Source organism: Gelidibacter pelagius (genome assembly GCF_017581925.1).
Classification (GTDB): Bacteria; Bacteroidota; Bacteroidia; order Flavobacteriales; family Flavobacteriaceae; genus Gelidibacter; species Gelidibacter pelagius.
This window is the reverse complement of record NZ_JAGEVG010000031.1, coordinates 1-17781: the sequence shown is the minus strand read 5'-3', so window position 1 is coordinate 17781 and position 17781 is coordinate 1. Positions and strand designations below refer to the sequence as shown.

General features: G+C 34.4%; 19 protein-coding genes. All 19 read left to right on the top strand.

Annotation, left to right across the window (positions count from 1 at the left end; genetic code table 11):
- The first annotated feature begins 47 nt into the window (after positions 1-47).
- The 19 genes from J4051_RS18055 (at position 48) to J4051_RS17965 (ending at position 17291) form a co-directional block, all read left to right on the top strand.
- Positions 48-1151: a polysaccharide (de)acetylase gene (locus J4051_RS18055; protein WP_208235283.1), complete on the top strand. Its 1104-nt coding sequence runs from the start codon at positions 48-50 to the stop codon at positions 1149-1151.
- Complete coding sequence (locus J4051_RS18050; RefSeq protein ID WP_208235282.1) at positions 1151-2257, top strand: polysaccharide (de)acetylase; 1107 nt, start codon at positions 1151-1153, stop codon at positions 2255-2257. The genes J4051_RS18055 and J4051_RS18050 overlap by 1 nt, the downstream gene beginning before the upstream one ends.
- Positions 2258-3364, top strand: coding sequence for a CapA family protein (locus tag J4051_RS18045; protein WP_208235281.1), 1107 nt, complete (start codon positions 2258-2260; stop codon positions 3362-3364).
- A 187-nt stretch (positions 3365-3551) separates the two neighbouring features.
- Entirely contained in the window at positions 3552-4106 is a 555-nt protein-coding gene (locus J4051_RS18040; protein ID WP_208235280.1) for a serine O-acetyltransferase, read from the top strand.
- Positions 4107-5132, top strand: coding sequence for an ATP-grasp domain-containing protein (locus J4051_RS18035; protein ID WP_208235279.1), 1026 nt, complete (start codon positions 4107-4109; stop codon positions 5130-5132).
- Positions 5122-6231, top strand: a complete 1110-nt coding sequence (locus tag J4051_RS18030; protein WP_208235278.1) for a glycosyltransferase — start codon at positions 5122-5124, stop codon at positions 6229-6231. Before J4051_RS18035 ends, J4051_RS18030 begins: the two co-directional genes overlap by 11 nt.
- Positions 6228-7409 (top strand): glycosyltransferase family 4 protein, encoded by a 1182-nt coding sequence (locus J4051_RS18025; protein WP_208235277.1) that lies wholly within the window; start codon positions 6228-6230, stop codon positions 7407-7409. Before J4051_RS18030 ends, J4051_RS18025 begins: the two co-directional genes overlap by 4 nt.
- 8 nt (positions 7410-7417) lie before the next feature.
- Complete coding sequence (locus J4051_RS18020; RefSeq protein ID WP_208235276.1) at positions 7418-8773, top strand: polysaccharide pyruvyl transferase family protein; 1356 nt, start codon at positions 7418-7420, stop codon at positions 8771-8773.
- Positions 8766-9890, top strand: coding sequence for a glycosyltransferase family 4 protein (locus J4051_RS18015; RefSeq protein WP_208235275.1), 1125 nt, complete (start codon positions 8766-8768; stop codon positions 9888-9890). Before J4051_RS18020 ends, J4051_RS18015 begins: the two co-directional genes overlap by 8 nt.
- A gap of 48 nt (positions 9891-9938) precedes the next feature.
- Positions 9939-10589, top strand: coding sequence for an acetyltransferase (locus tag J4051_RS18010; RefSeq protein ID WP_208235274.1), 651 nt, complete (start codon positions 9939-9941; stop codon positions 10587-10589).
- A 105-nt stretch (positions 10590-10694) separates the two neighbouring features.
- Positions 10695-10913 carry a hypothetical protein gene (locus J4051_RS18005; protein ID WP_208235273.1) on the top strand — a complete coding sequence of 73 codons (219 nt, stop codon included), beginning with the start codon at positions 10695-10697 and terminating at the stop codon, positions 10911-10913.
- A gap of 3 nt (positions 10914-10916) precedes the next feature.
- The gene (locus tag J4051_RS18000) at positions 10917-11162 is read left to right on the top strand and encodes a type II toxin-antitoxin system RelE/ParE family toxin (protein ID WP_236027599.1); all 246 of its coding nucleotides are present in this window, start codon (positions 10917-10919) and stop codon (positions 11160-11162) included.
- A 277-nt stretch (positions 11163-11439) separates the two neighbouring features.
- Positions 11440-11664, top strand: coding sequence for an acyl carrier protein (locus tag J4051_RS17995; protein ID WP_208235272.1), 225 nt, complete (start codon positions 11440-11442; stop codon positions 11662-11664).
- Between the two features lie 3 nt (positions 11665-11667).
- Complete coding sequence (locus tag J4051_RS17990) at positions 11668-12729, top strand: 3-oxoacyl-ACP synthase III family protein (protein ID WP_208235271.1); 1062 nt, start codon at positions 11668-11670, stop codon at positions 12727-12729.
- Positions 12726-13478 (top strand): SDR family NAD(P)-dependent oxidoreductase, encoded by a 753-nt coding sequence (locus tag J4051_RS17985; protein WP_208235270.1) that lies wholly within the window; start codon positions 12726-12728, stop codon positions 13476-13478. Before J4051_RS17990 ends, J4051_RS17985 begins: the two co-directional genes overlap by 4 nt.
- A 125-nt stretch (positions 13479-13603) precedes the next feature.
- Positions 13604-14281 carry an acetyltransferase gene (locus J4051_RS17980; protein ID WP_208235269.1) on the top strand — a complete coding sequence of 226 codons (678 nt, stop codon included), beginning with the start codon at positions 13604-13606 and terminating at the stop codon, positions 14279-14281.
- Positions 14282-14372: 91 nt separating this feature from the next.
- Complete coding sequence (locus J4051_RS17975) at positions 14373-15116, top strand: sugar transferase (protein WP_236027595.1); 744 nt, start codon at positions 14373-14375, stop codon at positions 15114-15116.
- Between the two features lie 41 nt (positions 15117-15157).
- Positions 15158-15880, top strand: coding sequence for an ElyC/SanA/YdcF family protein (locus J4051_RS17970; protein ID WP_208235268.1), 723 nt, complete (start codon positions 15158-15160; stop codon positions 15878-15880).
- 262 nt (positions 15881-16142) lie between these two features.
- Positions 16143-17291 carry a LegC family aminotransferase gene (locus tag J4051_RS17965; protein ID WP_208235267.1) on the top strand — a complete coding sequence of 383 codons (1149 nt, stop codon included), beginning with the start codon at positions 16143-16145 and terminating at the stop codon, positions 17289-17291.
- The last annotated feature ends 490 nt before the right edge of the window (positions 17292-17781 follow it).

Sequence of the window (17781 nt, the reverse complement as noted above, 5' to 3'; positions counted from 1 at the left end):
TGATAGATTGATTCAAATAATTACAATTGTAATAAACTATTTTCATAATGTTAAAGACCCTTATAAAAAACCTTTCCAATCTTCCTGGCTGGCGTACCAATCGAAAGATTGTAGTCATAGAGTCGGACGATTGGGGAAGTCTCCGAATGTCATCACAAAATTCATATAATTCCTTGCTCAAAGCTGGTTTAAACATCAATACTGGCGCAGGAGCCCGTTACAATTTATATGATACACTTGCATCAAAAGAAGATTTACAACATTTATTTGACACTTTAAGATGTGTTAAAGATAAAAACGGAAATGCAGCTAAAATAACCGCAGTAAGTTTAGTGGCAAATCCTGATTTTATAAAAATAAAAGAAGATAATTATAAAAACTATTATTATGAGCCTTTTACTACAACCCTTGAACATTATAATAAAACTGGAGCTTTTGAATTATGGAAACAAGGAATAACGGAAAATATTTTTGTGCCTGAATTTCATGGTCGCGAACATTTAAACACACAATCCTGGTTGCGTGTTTTACAAGCGAGTGATAAAGAAGCTCTTTTGGCTTTTGATCATCAAGTTTGGGGCTACAACAGAAAAAATGGAATTGGTTTTCAAGCAGCTTTTGATTTGGAATTTGCATCTGATTTGGAAGAGCAAAAAGCCATTATTACTGATGGGCTGAAACTTTTTGAAAACTTACATGGTTATAAGGCCCAATTTTTTGTGCCGCCCAATGGACCAATAAATAATGAGCTTGAACAGGTTGCCGCTGCAAGTGGTATTCGCTATATGTCTTCTCCTAAAATTCAGCAGGAAGTATTGGGCGAAGGACGAACCAAAAAGCATTTTAGATACCTTGGGAAACAAAATAAACATGGGCAAACCTACATCACACGCAATGCGTTTTTTGAACCTTCAGGTTCTTCTGTAAATGAGGTTGATAGGTGTTTGGCTGAAATCGAATTGGCTTTTAAATGGAAAAAACCTGCCGTCATTAGTTCGCACCGCGTGAATTATATTGGAGGTTTGGACGCGACCAATAGAGATACAAGTTTAAAGCAGCTGAAGGACTTGCTGACCATGATCATAAGAAAATGGCCTGAAGTCGAATTTATGACCTCTTCGGAATTAGGAGAGATAAAAGCTAAGAAATAATGATTAGTACATTAAAAACAACATTAAGCAAAAATATTACCAATGCCAGAGGTTGGAAAACCAGTCGGAAAATTGTAGTGATTGAATCTGATGATTGGGGAAGTATTAGAATGCCTAATAAAGAAACTCTTGAGCAGTTATCCCAAAAAGGTTTTGCTGTAGAAAAATGTGCGTATTTAATGAATGACGGTTTAGAAAGTAATAATGACCTAGCTGCTTTATTTGAGTTTTTAGAAAAACGAGCAATTACCCCTGTCATAACAGCTAACTTTCTAACTGCAAATCCTGATTTTGAAAAGATAAAAAAGTATAATTTTGAAGAATACTTTCCTGAAAGTTTAGAAGCTACCTTAGCTCAATACCCAAATCATTCAAAGGTAAAAGACTTATGGATTGAAGGAAATTTGAATAAATATTTTGTATCTCAGCTTCATGGACGTGAACATCTTAATATAAGTCAATGGATGACGGATTTAAGAAATGGTAATAAGGAAACATTAGAGGCATTTAATCATAAACTGTTTGGCATTAGTGACAATGTTGTTAAAGTTAGAAGAAAAAGTTATCAAGAGGCTTTTGGAATTAAAAATAATAATTTTATTGTGGATTATAATAAAATTTTAAGTGAAGCGTACTTCGATTTTGAAAGACTATTTGGCTTTAAATCAAAAACATTTATTGCTCCTAATTATACTTGGGGTGAAGATGTAGAGGAAATCACAGCAAAGTTGGGTGTGACTCATCTCCAGGGAATTGTATCACAAAGAATTCCTTCTGAGAAAGAAAATAGAATCATCCTTAAAAGAAACTACTTAGGAAAGCAAAACAAGTTCGGCCAAAAGTACTTAGTGCGTAATGTATCATTCGAGCCTTTTTCAGATCGAAATAAAGATTGGGTAACGAGTGCTCTAAAAGATATTAAAAATGCTTTTTTCTGGAATAAGCCTGCGATTATATCAATGCATAGAGTAAATTTTGTTGGAGGTATTAATCCTTCTAATAGAGAAAGTAATCTGATTTTATTTAATAAGTTACTAAATAAAATTGAAGATCATTGGCCAAATGTAGAGTATATGTCTTCAAATGAATTAGCAAAATTAATATAAATGAAAATATTTATTACAGGTGATTTTTGTCCTATAAACAGAGCTGATATTAGTAACTCATCTTCCAAGGAAATATTAGATGAAGACTTCAAAAAACTTATAAATGAAGCTGATTATTGCATCACGAATTTAGAATGTCCTTTAACTACTTACAATACTCCGATTTCTAAAACTGGACCTGCGTTAAAAGCAAATCCTGAAAATATTCGTTTTCTTAAAAAGAATGGCTTTAATTTAGTTACGCTTGCCAATAATCATATCATGGACTTTGGTAGTAAAGGATTAAAAGATACCATAGATCACTTAAAATCAAATAAGATTGATTATTTAGGAGCGGGGAAAACTGATAATAATATAAGTACTATTTTTAAAACCCAAAATGATATAACTGTTGCTATTATTAATGTTTGTGAAAATGAATGGTCTACCGAGGAAAGAGATGGATACTCAGCGTATGGTTTTTCTGAAATAAGTATGTTTTATGCTATAAAAAAAGCAAAACAAAAAGCTGATAAAATAATTATTATTCATCATGGTGGGCATGAAATGTATAATTTGCCAAGTCCTCGCCTTAAAGCAACATTTCGGTTTTTTGTGGATTGTGGAGCAAATGCCGTTATAAATCATCATACACATTGTATTAGTGGGGATGAAGTATATAGAGGAGTACCTATATTTTACTCTTTAGGGAACTTTATATTCGATTATCTTAATCATAGAAATTCGATTTGGAATTATGGAATGGCGGTAACTTTAAACTTTACTAAAGAAAAGATTACTTTTGAAAAGCATTATTTTGAACAGTTTAATCATGATCCAAAAGTGAGACTTATAAATGAAGGAGACCTTCCTCATAATATACAGGAATTAAACTCTCTAATTGCTAATGATAAAAAGTTGGAAAAGTGTTTTGAAATCTTTGTCAAAAAACAAGAAAGATTATTTAATTCTTTTATAGAACCCGTTAAATCAAAATATATCTTAGCTCTTATAAATAGGGGAATAATTCCAAGTGTTTGGCATCACAGAAAGAAGAAATTATTATCAAATTTAATTCATTGTGAATCCCATCAAGAGGTTTTAAAAAGAATATTGAAGAGATTATAGAAAGTTCAAGATGATTTAATGAATTATTGGTTTTTTTACAAAATGCGAATAAAAATATATAGTTAGAGGATGATTTCTTAGAGAAAAGAAATTTATAAATTTTAATTATTTAGTTTTTGTAATAAAATTGTTTGAAAACCTTATAATACGATTTCTGAACAGTAGAAATAAATAAATAAATGTCTAAATGATTTATGATAAAATAAAGTTTGATGCCTATAGAATCTATCCGCATAAGTTTTCTTTTAAGTCTTTTCTAAAAGCCTATCGAAATCAAGGATTTCGTTTTATATTCTTTCATAGGTTATATAATAATATTAAAAACCCTTTGTTAAAGATAGTGGTTAAGATTTTTCTAAGACACTACTGTTACAAATTCGGATTTCAAATATCCACAAAAACCAAGATAGGTAAAGGCGTTTATTTTGGACATTTTGGAACAGTTGTGATAAATGCAGATGCTCAAATTGGAGAGTTTTGTAATATAAATCATAATGTCACAATTGGCAGACAAAATAGAGGGGTTAAGAAAGGTTCGCCCACTATTGGGAATAAAGTATGGATTGGAACCGGAAGTGTGATAGTTGGAAATATAATAATCAATGATAATGTTTTAATTGCTCCAAATGCATATGTTAATTTTGATGTTCCAGAGAATTCAATTGTAATGGGAAATCCTGGAAAAATTATTTCAAAAATGAATCCAACAGAGTGCTACATAAATAACATAAAGGAACTATAAATGATAGCTATTCATAATAATTTAAGAAATGCTTCTTTTCAAAAGCGATGGGTAAAATATTGTCAGGAAAATGAAATAAAATTTAAACTAGTAGATTCTTTTTCGAATGATATTGTAGAGGAAGTTAAAGAATGCTCCGCATATATGTGGCATTTCCACCAACAAGATGAAAAAGATATTGTGATGGCGAAGCAGTTGCTGTTTGCTTTGGATCACAGTGGATTTAACGTTTTTCCAAATTTCAAGACAGCTTGGCATTTTGATGATAAGGTAGGACAAAAATATTTATTCGAATCCTTAGGACTAAATTTAGTAAAAACATGGGTGTTTTATGATGTGCAAACAGCCCACAATTGGATAAAAGAAACTTCGTTCCCGAAGGTGTTCAAACTTCGCGGAGGTGCGGGTTCGCAAAATGTTCAGTTAGTGGATTCGAAAGAAAAGGCGTATAAATTGGTAAAGAAAGCATTTAGTAATGGTTTTCCCTCCTATGATAATTGGGGAAGCTTGAAAGAGCGCTATAGAAAATGGTTATTAGGAAAAGCACCTATTAAAGAAGTTATTAAAGGTTTAATACGTTTAGCAAGGCCTCCTAGATACTCTGAAGTAATGGGCAAGGAAATCAGCTACATATATTTTCAGGAGTTTATTCCAAACAACGATTCAGACATACGGATAATTGTGATTGATGGAAAAGCTTTTGGTATCAAAAGAATGACTCGCGAAAACGACTTTAGAGCGTCAGGAAGTGGTAATATTATTTATGAAAAAGGCGCCATCGATGAGATTTTTGTCAAGGCCGCCTTTGAAGTTAATAAGAAGTTGAAAGCGCAATGTGTTGCTTGTGATTTTGTTTATGATGAAGATAAAAAACCATTATTGATTGAAATAAGTTACGGTTTTGCCAATGCTGGATATGATGATTGCCCTGGTTTTTGGGATGAAGAATTAAAATGGTACGAAGGTAAATTTAACCCTTATGGTTGGATGGTTGATTTGGTTTTAAAGCAGGCAAATGAAAAATAATCATCTTAAAATCTGTTTTCTAATCCCCTCCGTTGCCTCAGGTGGCATTGAAATGTATCTCTTACGTTATTTAAATTTTATTAAAGATACGAGTCAAATTACAGTTCTCGTTCGTTCTAGCCAAAAAGGTGAATTATATGACGAATATAAAGCCACAGGAGTGAAATTGGTGTTTTTGCCATTAGGTTATTTAAGTCTTTCCAAAACTATAAACCATTATCAATTTTATAAAAGTCAGAAGTTTGCTGTCATTTGTGATTTTAATGCCAATTTTGCCGGGCTTCCTATGGCATTAGGAAAGATTTTAAAAGTGCCAAGACGTATAGCATTCTATAGACAGGGTAGTAATCATTTTCCACCTAGCTTTATAAAAAACAAAGTCAATTCTTTTATGAATCACTTGGTTTATAAAAACGCCACCCATATTCTTTCAAATTCCAATGCGGCATTGGATTTCTTTTTCCCAAACCGAAAGGCTTCAGATACCCGTTTTAAAGTCATTTATAATGGCGTAAATATTGAAGAGTATGATTTGCCAGAAAGCAAAGCATCCATTAGAGAACAATTGGGTATCCCACAAGAGGCTTTTGTAATTGGTCATGTGGGAAGATTGGATAAGGCAAAAAATCATGATACGGTTTTAAAAGTGTTTCAGCAATTGCAACAAGAGCATTCAAATTTTTATTTGCTTCTATGTGGGCGAAACACTGCGGACTTGATACCGCAATTAGAAGCGTTAGGAATAAAAGACAAGACTTTTGTACTTGGTTATCGAAAAGATGTGCCTAGGGTTTTAAAAAGCTTGGATTGTTTCTTGTTTCCTTCTATTACTGAAGGTCAGCCTAATGCTTTGATTGAAGCAATGGTTAGTGACTTACCTGTTATTACTTCCAATATTCCTTCTATTTTAGAAACTTTACCTAAAGAAGCTAAAAATTTGGCACAAAAGCCAACAGATAGCGAAGCATTAGCTAAAACGTTAATTGCCATTTGTTATAATAAAACCGAAGGTTCAAAATTTCAATATCAAGAATGGGCAAAAAAGAAGTTTGATGCAAAAAAGAATTTCGGTGAATTTAATAAAATATTAAAATTATGAGTAGAAAAGTTTTGTTTGTGCATGATGGACCGATGAGTAAATTTGGAAACAACTTATATTCTAGAGATGATAAGAACAAGTTGGTTTCTCGATACCTCTATTTTGGCGAACAGGTATCTTTTTTAATGCGAAGCACTAAGCTTAATGATAAAGATGTTGGAAAATTTATTGAAATGACTCATCCAGCTTTTAATTTTATTGAAATCCCGGATTTTAAATCGTTGCGAACTTTAAAAAATAAACGCAAAGTTAATAGTATAATTAAACAAGCCGTAGCAGAAAATGATATAATAATTATAAGATTACCCAGTGCAGCAGGCGTAATTGCATTAAAGGAAGCAGAAAAGTTAAATAAACCAATCTTAATTGAATTTGTAGCATGTGTTTATGATGCGTTATGGAATTATGACTGGAGAGGAAAGCTATTGGCTTATCCTAAGTTATATCAGTATCAAAAATTGATGAAAAATGTAAATCATACAATTTATGTAACTAATAACTTTTTACAAAGTCGATATCCGTCAAATGGAAAATCTATTGGATGTTCAGATGTAGAACTTCAAGATTCTGAAGTTAAGGATTCAGACAAGAATGTGCTATCAGAAAGATTAGAAAAAATAAATTCATCTAGTAATAAAACTCTAAAATTAGTTACAGTAGGTGCTGTGGACGTAGTTTACAAAGGACAAGCAGATGTGATAAAGGCTATCGCTATTTTGAAGAAAAAAGGAATATTATTTAAATATGATATAGTAGGTGCAGGAAACCCAACGAGATTACAATTGATTATTGATGAATTAAATTTGAATGATGAAATAAAGATTGTTGGTCCACTGCCTCATGATAGAATTTTTGCAACAATTGTAGATGCAGATATTTATATACAACCTAGCAAACAAGAAGGGCTCCCTAGAGCAGTTGTAGAGGCGATGAGTATGGCTTGTCCAGTCATCGGAACTAATACGGGAGGGATTCCAGAATTAATTGATAAACAATGTGTTTATTCAAAAAACTCAATAAAAAAATTAATTCTATTGCTTTCTAATGTCTCGGAAGATTTTTTAATAAAAAATTCAACTTTAAATTTTAAAAATGCTTTGAATTATCAGCAAAAATTATTGAATGCAAAAAGGAATGATTTTTATGACGTTTTTTTAAATGATAATAATTTAATATAAGATCTAGTATGAAAAATAAAATACTAGTAGTTCCAGGTAACACTGACTTAAACAGAGGAGATCAAGCTTTGGTATGGGAATCGATCCGTTTGTTTGAGGATTTGTATCCAGATCTTGAAGTCTATCTTTATGAATCTGGATCTAATCAAGAGGAGAAGAATCTTCAAAAAGCCCAAACTCAATCGCGTGGCTATAATTTTATAACACGCATATTATTACATCCTAGAGTTAAAGCAAGCAGTGCAACTACCGATTCAAAAGAAGTAAATTATTCCAAAATCACATATATTAAATGGGGATTTGTGGCAATCTTTGATCTGTTTAATACATTACTGCTGATTTCTAGATTTAGTTTTTTGAATAAACTAGGGCGTTCCTCTCTGTCTCTAGAACAAAAGAAATCTCTGGATTTATTTCCGTCTCTCAAGGCATTAGTGGTAAAAGGCGGAGGGTTTTTGCACAGTTATGGAAAATTACAAGATCCTTATGTCATGTATTATTTTCTTTTTGATCTGATGCTGGCACATCGATATAATGTAAAAACTGTTGTATTACCTAATTCAATCGGCCCCTTAAAAAATGGATTGGCTAAATATCTGGTCAAAAAGGTTTTAAAGAAATCTTCGTTTGTATCTGTTAGAGAGGAAGTATCTTATAATTTTGTTCAGGAACAATTGGGAATTAAAGCTTATAAATATCCTGATTTAGGATTTTTTCTAAAATCATCTACTTTTGACGCTAAAGCTTATCTGCTTAAACATGGTATTAGTACTGAGGATAAGAATATTTTATTAACGCTGAGACCGTATCGCTTTGACGGCTATAAAAATCCAGACAGACTTTATCAAGAATATCTCACTGAAATTGGTAAACTGGTAAAAGAGCAAACGGAAAGAGGTTATAAATTTACTTTTATGGCCCATACTCTTGGCCCAAGTAATCATGAAAATGATACTTTGGCTTTAAAAGAAGTTCTTGGAGTATTGGATGCACAAATTGGTAAGAATGTATCTTATATTGAAGATTATGCACTCACATCGCAAGATATTCAGAAGATCTATTCAAACTATGATATCTTGATCGGAACACGATTCCATTCGGTGATATTTGCCTTAAACGAAATGGTACCGTGTGTGGCTATTGCCTACGGAGGAAATAAGAGTTACGGCATTATGCAGGATATGGATTTGGCAAATTTTGTAATCGGCATAGAAAAGGTTAATTCTGAAAGTATTTCTGAGATGATTTCGGAAATTGAGTCAGAAAAAGAAAACTATGTTCAAAAAATCCAAAGTTATCATTCGTTTTTAGAAAAAGAAAGGGAATCGCTATTGGCATCATTAAATACCGTTTTAAATGACTAGTAAAATTCTATTTGTGGCCACCATCCATAAGCACTTTAGGGCATTTCATCTTCCTTATATCGATTATTTACAAAAACAAGGTTATGAAGTCCATGTGACGGCAAACGACGGGGTAACCCGTGTGGATGAAGCCGATAAGCAATTTGATATTCCAATTAATAGAAATCCATTTTCGTTTGATAATGTAAAGGCGGTAAGAGAGTTGCGGGCAATTATTGATCGCGAAAATTATAGTCTCATCCATTGTCATACGGCTATGGGTTCGGTGGTGGCTCGACTGGCAGCAAAAGAATTCAGAAAAAAAGGCTTGAAAGTGCTTTATACCGCACATGGGTTTCATTTTTATAAAGGATCGTCCATAAAAAATTGGTTGTTATTTTATCCAATGGAAAAGTATTTATCTGCCTTTACCGATGGGATAATTACCATTAATCAAGAGGATTATAAATTGCTAAGCGAAAAGAAATTTAAAAATAAGTTGTCGTTTTTAACCTCTGGCGTTGGGATTAATACTGGCAGGTTAGATAATATTGACACTACGGTAAGCGAACTTAGAGTTAAGAATAATTATGAAAACACAGATTTTCTATTGCTATATATTGCAGAGTTCATTGAAAGAAAAAACCATGAATTTTTTGTAAATAACGCTTTAGCCTTAAAAAAAGATATGCCTAATCTCAAAATATTGTTTGCAGGAAGAGGAAAAAACCTCGAAATCTTTAAACAATTGGTTAAGGACAGGCATATCTCAGATTTTGTACATGTACTTGGGTTTAGAACAGATATGGGCGAGTTGATAAAAATGATTGATGTAGGAGTTTCTGCCAGCAGTCAAGAAGGATTACCTATGAATGTTGCTGAACAACTTTATATGGGCAAACCTGTAATTGCAACAAAAATTAGAGGGCACATTGATTTAATTGATCATGGGGAAAATGGGTTTTTGTACAACTTTGGTGATTATAACGAATTTAAAGATTACCTTATTAAGTTGTATAATGACAGGGAGTTATATCAGCGAATGAGTAAAAGTGCTCACGCCAAATCTCAAAATTATTTATTGGATCATTGTATTGTTGAAATGTCTGAAATTTATAAAAAGTTATTGCCTATTTAATTTTTATCCGTATATACTGCCGAGATTTCAATACGTAAAATTTAGGTTATGAAAAAAGTCATATTGATCGGGACCGGTGGGCACGCCGCTGAAGTGAGAGAATACATTCGGTATCATAATCGCGTCAATCCAATTGGAATTATTGAAATTTTAGGTTTTCTCGATGAAAATGAAGATTTGCATCGCCAATACAAATATCCAGAACCCTATTTGGGTACTGTGGACGACCACCAAATAAATACGGATATCGAATACATGTTCTGTTTTGGGAATATGATTTATAAAGAAAAATTGGTCAAACATTTTAAAGAACAAGGCGCAACGTTTTTAACTTTCATTCATCCAACAGCACTTATTGCCGAATCTTCTAAAATAGGTGAAGGTGTCCTTATTTCCCATAATGCCTCAGTAGGACCAATGGCTGTGGTAGGCGATTTCAACATCCTTAATTCGCGTTGTACCATTGGCCACGACACCATTCTTGGCGATTACAATTTTATATCACCACAAGTGTCCTTATCCGGCAATACCAAAATTGGCAGTCACAATATGTTCGGTGTCAACAGTGCAACTATTCCCGGCGTGAGTTTAGGAGATAACAATGTCATAGGTGCGGGTTGCGTAGTTACAAAAAATGTAGAGGATAATAGTGTGGTGGTAGGCGTGCCAGGGAAAGTTGTCAAAACAAGAAATATCTAGGGTTAAAACGCATAAAATCTTCCATACTTATGTTGGGTTTCCATATGTAAAAACCGATAAACCATAGGATATTTTTAGTAAATTTGTTTCTTAAAGACTTTATAAATGGATATTCAAACAACAAAGTTAGAATTACTTAAGATTATCTTGGAAAATGAAAATTCTGAATTTATCCAACGTATTGCCGATTTTGTAAAAAAGGAAAAAAGCGACTTTTGGAATGAATTAAATTTGTCTGAACAAAAAGAGATACAACAAGGCATTGAAGATTTGGATAACGGAAAAAGAATTTCTTATGAGTCCTTTTTAAAGAAAATTCCGTAGTAAATGAAAGTGTTCTTATCTAAACTGGCCGAAACAAAACTCTTAAAACTTTCGGAATATTTATTAGAACATTGGAATTTAAAAACGAGGGATTTGTTTATTTTGAAGTTGACAGAAAAAGTCAAACAAATAGCCTTACAACCACAAAGTTGTCCTAAATCATCTGAATTTGAAAACCTATATAAGTGTGTTGTCACTAAACAAACAACATTTTATTACCGGGTAAATTTGGATAAAAAAAGAGATTGAGATCATCACTATTTTTGATTCAAGACAAAATCCAGAAAAGCTAAATGATGATATTACATAAAAAGCGCGAAAACCTGAGTAATTAAAAGGCAATTCCCAGAGATATTGCATACGTCTATCTCCTAATTACAGTTTTTGAAGTATTTTTGCACATTAAAATATGGTTCTAGATAAAATTATGGCAATGGTTTTTATGATGCTCATTTAATTATCATAATCAGGGTTATGTTTGAAAGGAATGTGAACTAAAGATTAAAATATAATAATGGATTAAGCTATGAAAGAACAATTAATAAATATCGTAAAGGAAGCCTTGGATTTGGATCAGGATGTGATGATAACCGACCATTTTGAAAGTTTTGACACTTGGGATTCTCTTGGAAAGTTATCGTTAATTGCTTTAATTGATGAGCATTTTGAATTGCAGCTCTCTGATGAGGAGTTCAAATCATTTGAAACCATAGAGGATTTATATAATGCCTTGTTGGCAAAAAAGGCTTAGAAAATGGCTAAATTAAAGTTTAATGGGATTACCATTGTTGGAATGGCAGGTGCCGTTCCAGCAAATACCATTAAGAATAGAGCATATACGGAATTTTTTGATAAGGACTCAGTCGGTGATATTGTAGATAAAACAGGTGTTGAAGAGCGTCGTTTTGTTACGGGAAACACTACAGCTTCTGATCTTTGTTTTGCTGCGGCAAAAAAAATAATTTCAGACTTGGCAATTGATAAGTCGGAGATTGATGTCTTGTTATTTGTTTCACAAACGCCTGATTATAGAATGCCAGCTACAAGCATCATTTTACAGGATCGTTTGGGCTTATCAAAGGATACTGCAGCTTTTGATATTGGATTGGGGTGTTCTGGTTTTATCTATGGTTTATCCATGGCTTATGCCTATGCTCAACAGCCTGGCATTAGAAAAGTTTTATTATTGGATGGCGAAACACGCTCTAAAGTGTATCATCCGAAAGATCGGAAAACGGGTTTTATTTTTGGTGATGCCGGTGTGGCAGCCATTATTGAAAAGGACGATCGTGTTGGAGAATCGGTCTTTTCATTAAATTCTGATGGTTCTTTACAGCATTTGATAAAAATTGATGCCGGTGGCTATCGAAATCCAAGTACTCCTGAGAGTCTTAAGGAAAAAGTAGTGGATGAACATGGCAATATAAGGACTGACGAACATGGCTATATGAATGGCGCCGATGTTTTTAATTTTGTACTTCGTGAAATTCCTAAGCATATCAAAGAGACCTTGAAGTTTGGTGAAGCTAATTTAGAGGATTTTGATTTTTACGTTTTCCATCAGGCCAATAAATTCATGAACGATTATTTGGTTAAGAAATTAAAATTGGATGTAGATAAAGTGCCTTCTACCATTTCGAAATATGGCAATACGTCTTCAGTATCGATTCCGATAACTATTGTAGATCAATTGAAAGACCAATTTGATGGATCAAAAGGCTTGTTCTTATGTGGTTTTGGTGTGGGAATGTCCTGGGCTACAGCACTTGTGCCAGTTAATTGCATGAGAATCTCTGAAATTGTTGAAGTATCGTGAATCCATTTACCTTAGAACATAAAATTATTATGGTTACGGGTGCTTCTTCGGGTATTGGAGAAGCTACTGCAATCGCTTGCGATGAACAGGGAGCTACTTTATTGTTGCTTGGACGGAATGAAGAGCGACTAAACCACACGTTAAGCAAATTATCATCTCGGAATCATAAAATCTTAGCGATCGATTTGGCGGAATTTGAAGTAGTAACTGCACAACTTCCAGTTTTTTTACAAGACGTGCCACACCTTGATGGTATGGTGCATGCTGCGGGGATTACATCAACTTATCCTTTTAAATTATTTAAAACAGAGCAACTGGATAACATTTTAAAAGTGAATGTTCAAGCGGCATTTTATTTAACTAAGTTGGTGTTGACTAAATTAAATAAGGAAGGATCTAGCTTGGTGTTTATCAGTTCTATTATGGCAAGTGTTGGTGAAAAAGCAAAAACCATGTATGCCATGAGCAAGGGTGCGGTAAGTGCCGGTGCCAAATCATTGGCTATTGAATACGCTTCAAGAAAAGTCAGGGTCAATACCATAGCACCAGGTATTGTGAATACACCAATGACTGCTAACGCTACATACAAAACAAACGAAAATTTGTTGGCGGAAACCTTGGCAAAATACCCATTGGGTTTTGGTGAGCCAGAAGATGTTGCACATGCCTGTGTGTTTCTTCTTTCTGATGCTTCCAAATGGATGACAGGCACGGAAATTACTTTGGATGGTGGCTATTCGGCAAAATAAATAATCAACCCTTTTTAAAGAGTTAGTTATCTTTTCAAATTGTTTTGATATTTGGTAATTTTGTGCCGACAAAAAATTCGGTTTCTATTTAACTTTACTGAATTGAAGACAACACCTTAAGATCGATGAAACATATAATCATTATTGGATGTGGATCTCACGCTGCCGAGCTTGTTGAGTATATCAGTTATATAAATGAACAATCAGAAACACCTTTATATAATATAAAAGGGCTTATAGATAACACAAATATATATTATGAGCATTATGGATATCCCTATGATTTTTTGGGAAGTATTGATGATCATCAAATAGATACTCAGGTAAAATATATAATGGGCATTGGAAATATAGAGATTAGAGCAAAGGTTTTGCAGGATTTCCAATTAAAAGGTGCAAAGTTTATAGGTATTATCCATCCAACTGCGTTGATTTCAAAATCAGCCATTATTGGAGAAGGTACGGTCATCTCACATAATGTGTCTATTGGTCCAAAAGCTGAAATTGGTGCTTTTAATGTGATTAATTCACGATGTACTATTGGTCACGATGCTAAAATAGGAGTAAATAATTTTTTGAGTCCCCAAGTGGTTTTGGGAGGATATTCAAAAGTAGGTAATGACAACCTACTGGGCACAAATAGTTGTTTGATTCCCGAGGTTGAAGTGGGGAACAATAATAAAATCATGGCAGGAATGGCTGTTACCAATAAGGTATATGATCATGAGACGGTTTTCTATAGATTTAAGGAAAAATTGGTAGTTCGGAAAGAATTTATCGATAAACCAGACACTACCGAATAATACAGTATCTTAAAAGCAGTTTGGATATCACATTAAATCATATTAAAAATTTATAGACAGTTGATGTGCTATTTTTTAAAATAGACCCACATTGGCCCGTTACAGTTTTATGACACAAAAAACACCTTCAGGTTTTTATCTTTTCACAAAACGAATGTTTGATTTAATGCTCGCACTGGTCGGATTTATAATTATCTCGCCCTTGTTCTTATGTATCATGATTCTTTTAAAAGTCACTGGCGAAAAGGAAATTTTCTACCTACAAGAGCGCATGGGCCTAAACAATAAGCCGTTTTATATTTACAAGTTTGCCACCATGCTAAAGGACAGCCCCAACATGGGCAACAAAACCTTGACGGTAAGGAATGATCCGCGGATTACCAAGGTAGGACGCATTTTGCGCATCACAAAAATTAATGAATTGCCACAAATTTTAAATGTGATAAAAGGCGATATGTCATTGGTGGGACCACGGCCTTTATTGGTGAAAAGTTTTCAAAACTACACACCCGAAGTGCAAGCCGTAATCTATAAAAACAGACCGGGCATTACCGGGTTGGGATCGTTGGTGTTTAGGGATGAAGAGCGTTTGGTGACGGCATATAAAAAACTTGGGAAAGATCCTGTACAATACTATCGCACTTATATTTACCCCTATAAAGGTGCTTTGGAGCAATGGTATTACCACAATGCTTCGATGTTGGTCGATTTTAAAATCCTGTTCTTAACCTTCTGGTCGTTAGTTAACAGCAATTCAGAAATGGTTTATAAAACGTTTAATAATTTGCCGGTAAAACCAGCTTCATTGACCTTATTGGGCATTAAGGAACTGTAGAATATACGATGATTGAGTTTTTGAAGGGTTTGCCAAACTTGATGCTGTATTTTATTGTTTGGGGACTTTTTGCATATTGGCTTAAAAGAAATAAACACAAATTGGCCACTTTAGTAATTGCCTTAGGAATTGTAATGTTTTTGGTGTGTTCTACCAGTTATGTGCCCAAAAAATTGATTGCTTCCATTGAAAGTGCTTATGCGCCCATTGATCTTCAGCTCCTTGACCGTTCAAAGACTTATTATATCCACGTGTTAGGCTCTGGTGCTACTACGGATTCAAGATTGCCGGCATCCATGAATTTAAACCAAGAGACACTCGTTAGGTTGGCTGAGGGGATTCGAATATTAAACTCTTTAGATCAGGCTGTTTTAGTCACTTCAGCAGCTTCTAAAAATAGACCCAAAAGTCAAGCAGAACTTAGTAAAGAAGCCGCCATGTCTTTGGGCGTGAATGAAGCCAAAATTCAGATGTTGGAAACGCCTACCACAACGTTAGAGGAAGCTCAGGCTTTTAAAAAAGAATTTGGTACAAACAAAAACGTCATTATAGTTACCAGTGCGCTTCACATGCCAAGAGCTGTTGAAATTTTTAAAGATCAAGGGCTTATTGTGATTCCTGCACCTTCAAGTTATGATTACAAAGCGGATGGTCACCGTTATAATGGTGTGACTTTACCGTCTTTTAGCTCGCTTGAACTCATGAATCGTTATCATGTGGCTCAACTTAAACATTTGTATTATAGGGTGTTTATGAAGAAGTGATTTCATTTTTCGAAAAAAGAAAAAAGAAGATAGAGACAAGAGTCAGGAGTCAGGTTTCAGGAACTAAGTAGGAAGAGCCAAGAGCCAAGAGCCATGAGCAAAGACTTGATTTGGAAGGGGGTGCAAGTTTAGTAGTTTGAATGAGTCCAGTGTAACCAAGCTGTTGAGGTTTAATTCTAAGCTGGTTAAAGTACAATGCCCTCTAGACCTTTTAAAAGATTATGCGAGATTATAAAAACATTCAAAATAAAAAACACATTCAATGATACCATTATCAATTCCGAAAATCGAGGGCAATGAGTCCAAATATGTCTTAGATTGCTTAAACACCGGCTGGATTTCTTCAGCGGGAAGCTATGTGAACCAATTTGAAGAGATGATTGCCAACTATGCTGGCGCAAAATATGGCGTGGCCTGTATGAACGGTACTGCAGGACTTCATATTGCCCAAATATTATTGGGAATCACCGAAGACGATCATGTGATTGCCCCGAACATCACGTTCATTGCGACCCTTAACGCGATAAAATATACCGGAGCCACCCCGATTCTTATTGATGTGGATCCGGAGAATTGGCAGATGGATTTAGAACTGCTCGTCAATTACCTGAATACGCAAACCGAATTAAGAACGACAGAAGCTGGCACCTTCAGTTTTGATACGACCACCAACAAACGTGTACGTGCCATCATGCCCGTTCATGTCTTAGGAAATATAGGAGATATGGACAGCATGGTGGCCATTGCCAAAACCTACCATCTCGATATCATTGAGGATAGTACGGAAGCCTTAGGAAGTACCTTCAATGATAAACACGCAGGTACTTTTGGGAAGCTTGGTGTGTTTAGTTTCAATGGCAACAAAATCATCTCCACAGGCGGCGGTGGCGTTATCGTTACCGATGATGAAGCCTTGGCCAAAAAGGCGAGACACTTAACCACCCAGGCCAAAGTGAGTGCGATGGATTATATCCACGACGAGATTGGCTATAACTACCGCTTGGTGAATGTGCTTGCGGCGATCGGCGTGGCCCAAATGGAGACCTTTCCTGAGACTTTAAAAGCTAAAAAGGCCATGGATGCCTTTTATAGAAGCCAGTTAGAAGGCGTTGCGGATATCAAATTTCAGGAAATACCAAAAGGCACAGATCCAAATTGTTGGTTGTTTACCTTCACGACGTCGCGTATGCGGGAATTATTGGATTACCTCAACAAAAATGGGGTACAATCCCGTCCGTTTTGGATGCCCATGAATCAATTGGACATGTTTAAAGAGGATATCTACATCACTGAAAAAGATGTTTCCGCATCGGTGTATCAAAACAGTATTAGTATTCCGAGTTCAGCTGGGATAACGAAGGAGCAATTGGAGAGGGTGGTGAGGACGATTAAGGCGTTCTATCGGAATTAGTATTAAGTATTGAGTACGAAGTATTAAGAAGTGGGGCAAGAAGCAGGAGTCAAGAGCCAAGAGCCAAGAAGCAAGAAGCAAGAGAAAAGAAAATAGAAAATAGAAAATAGAAATTAGAATCAGGAATTAGGAACCAAGAGCCAAGACAAAATTAAATAGAAACCTATTAAGTATTGAGTATTAAGTATAAAGAGATAAGAATCAAGAGCCAGGAGCCAGGAGCCGAGACAAAAGAAAATAGAAAATAGAAAATAGAAACATGAGTCAAGATTTAAGATTCGAGAGGGTTTATGAGTGATTAATTGTTGAAGATTGAAGATTGTTGATTTTTGAATAACGATAAGATTAAAGAGCCAAGAGCCAAGAAGCAAGAGAAAAGAATAAAGATAAAAGAGAATAGAAACGGGAGAAAAGAATAAAGAGCCAGGAGTCAAGACAAAATAAAATAGAAACACGAGTCAAGATTCAAGATTCGAGAGGGTTTATGAGT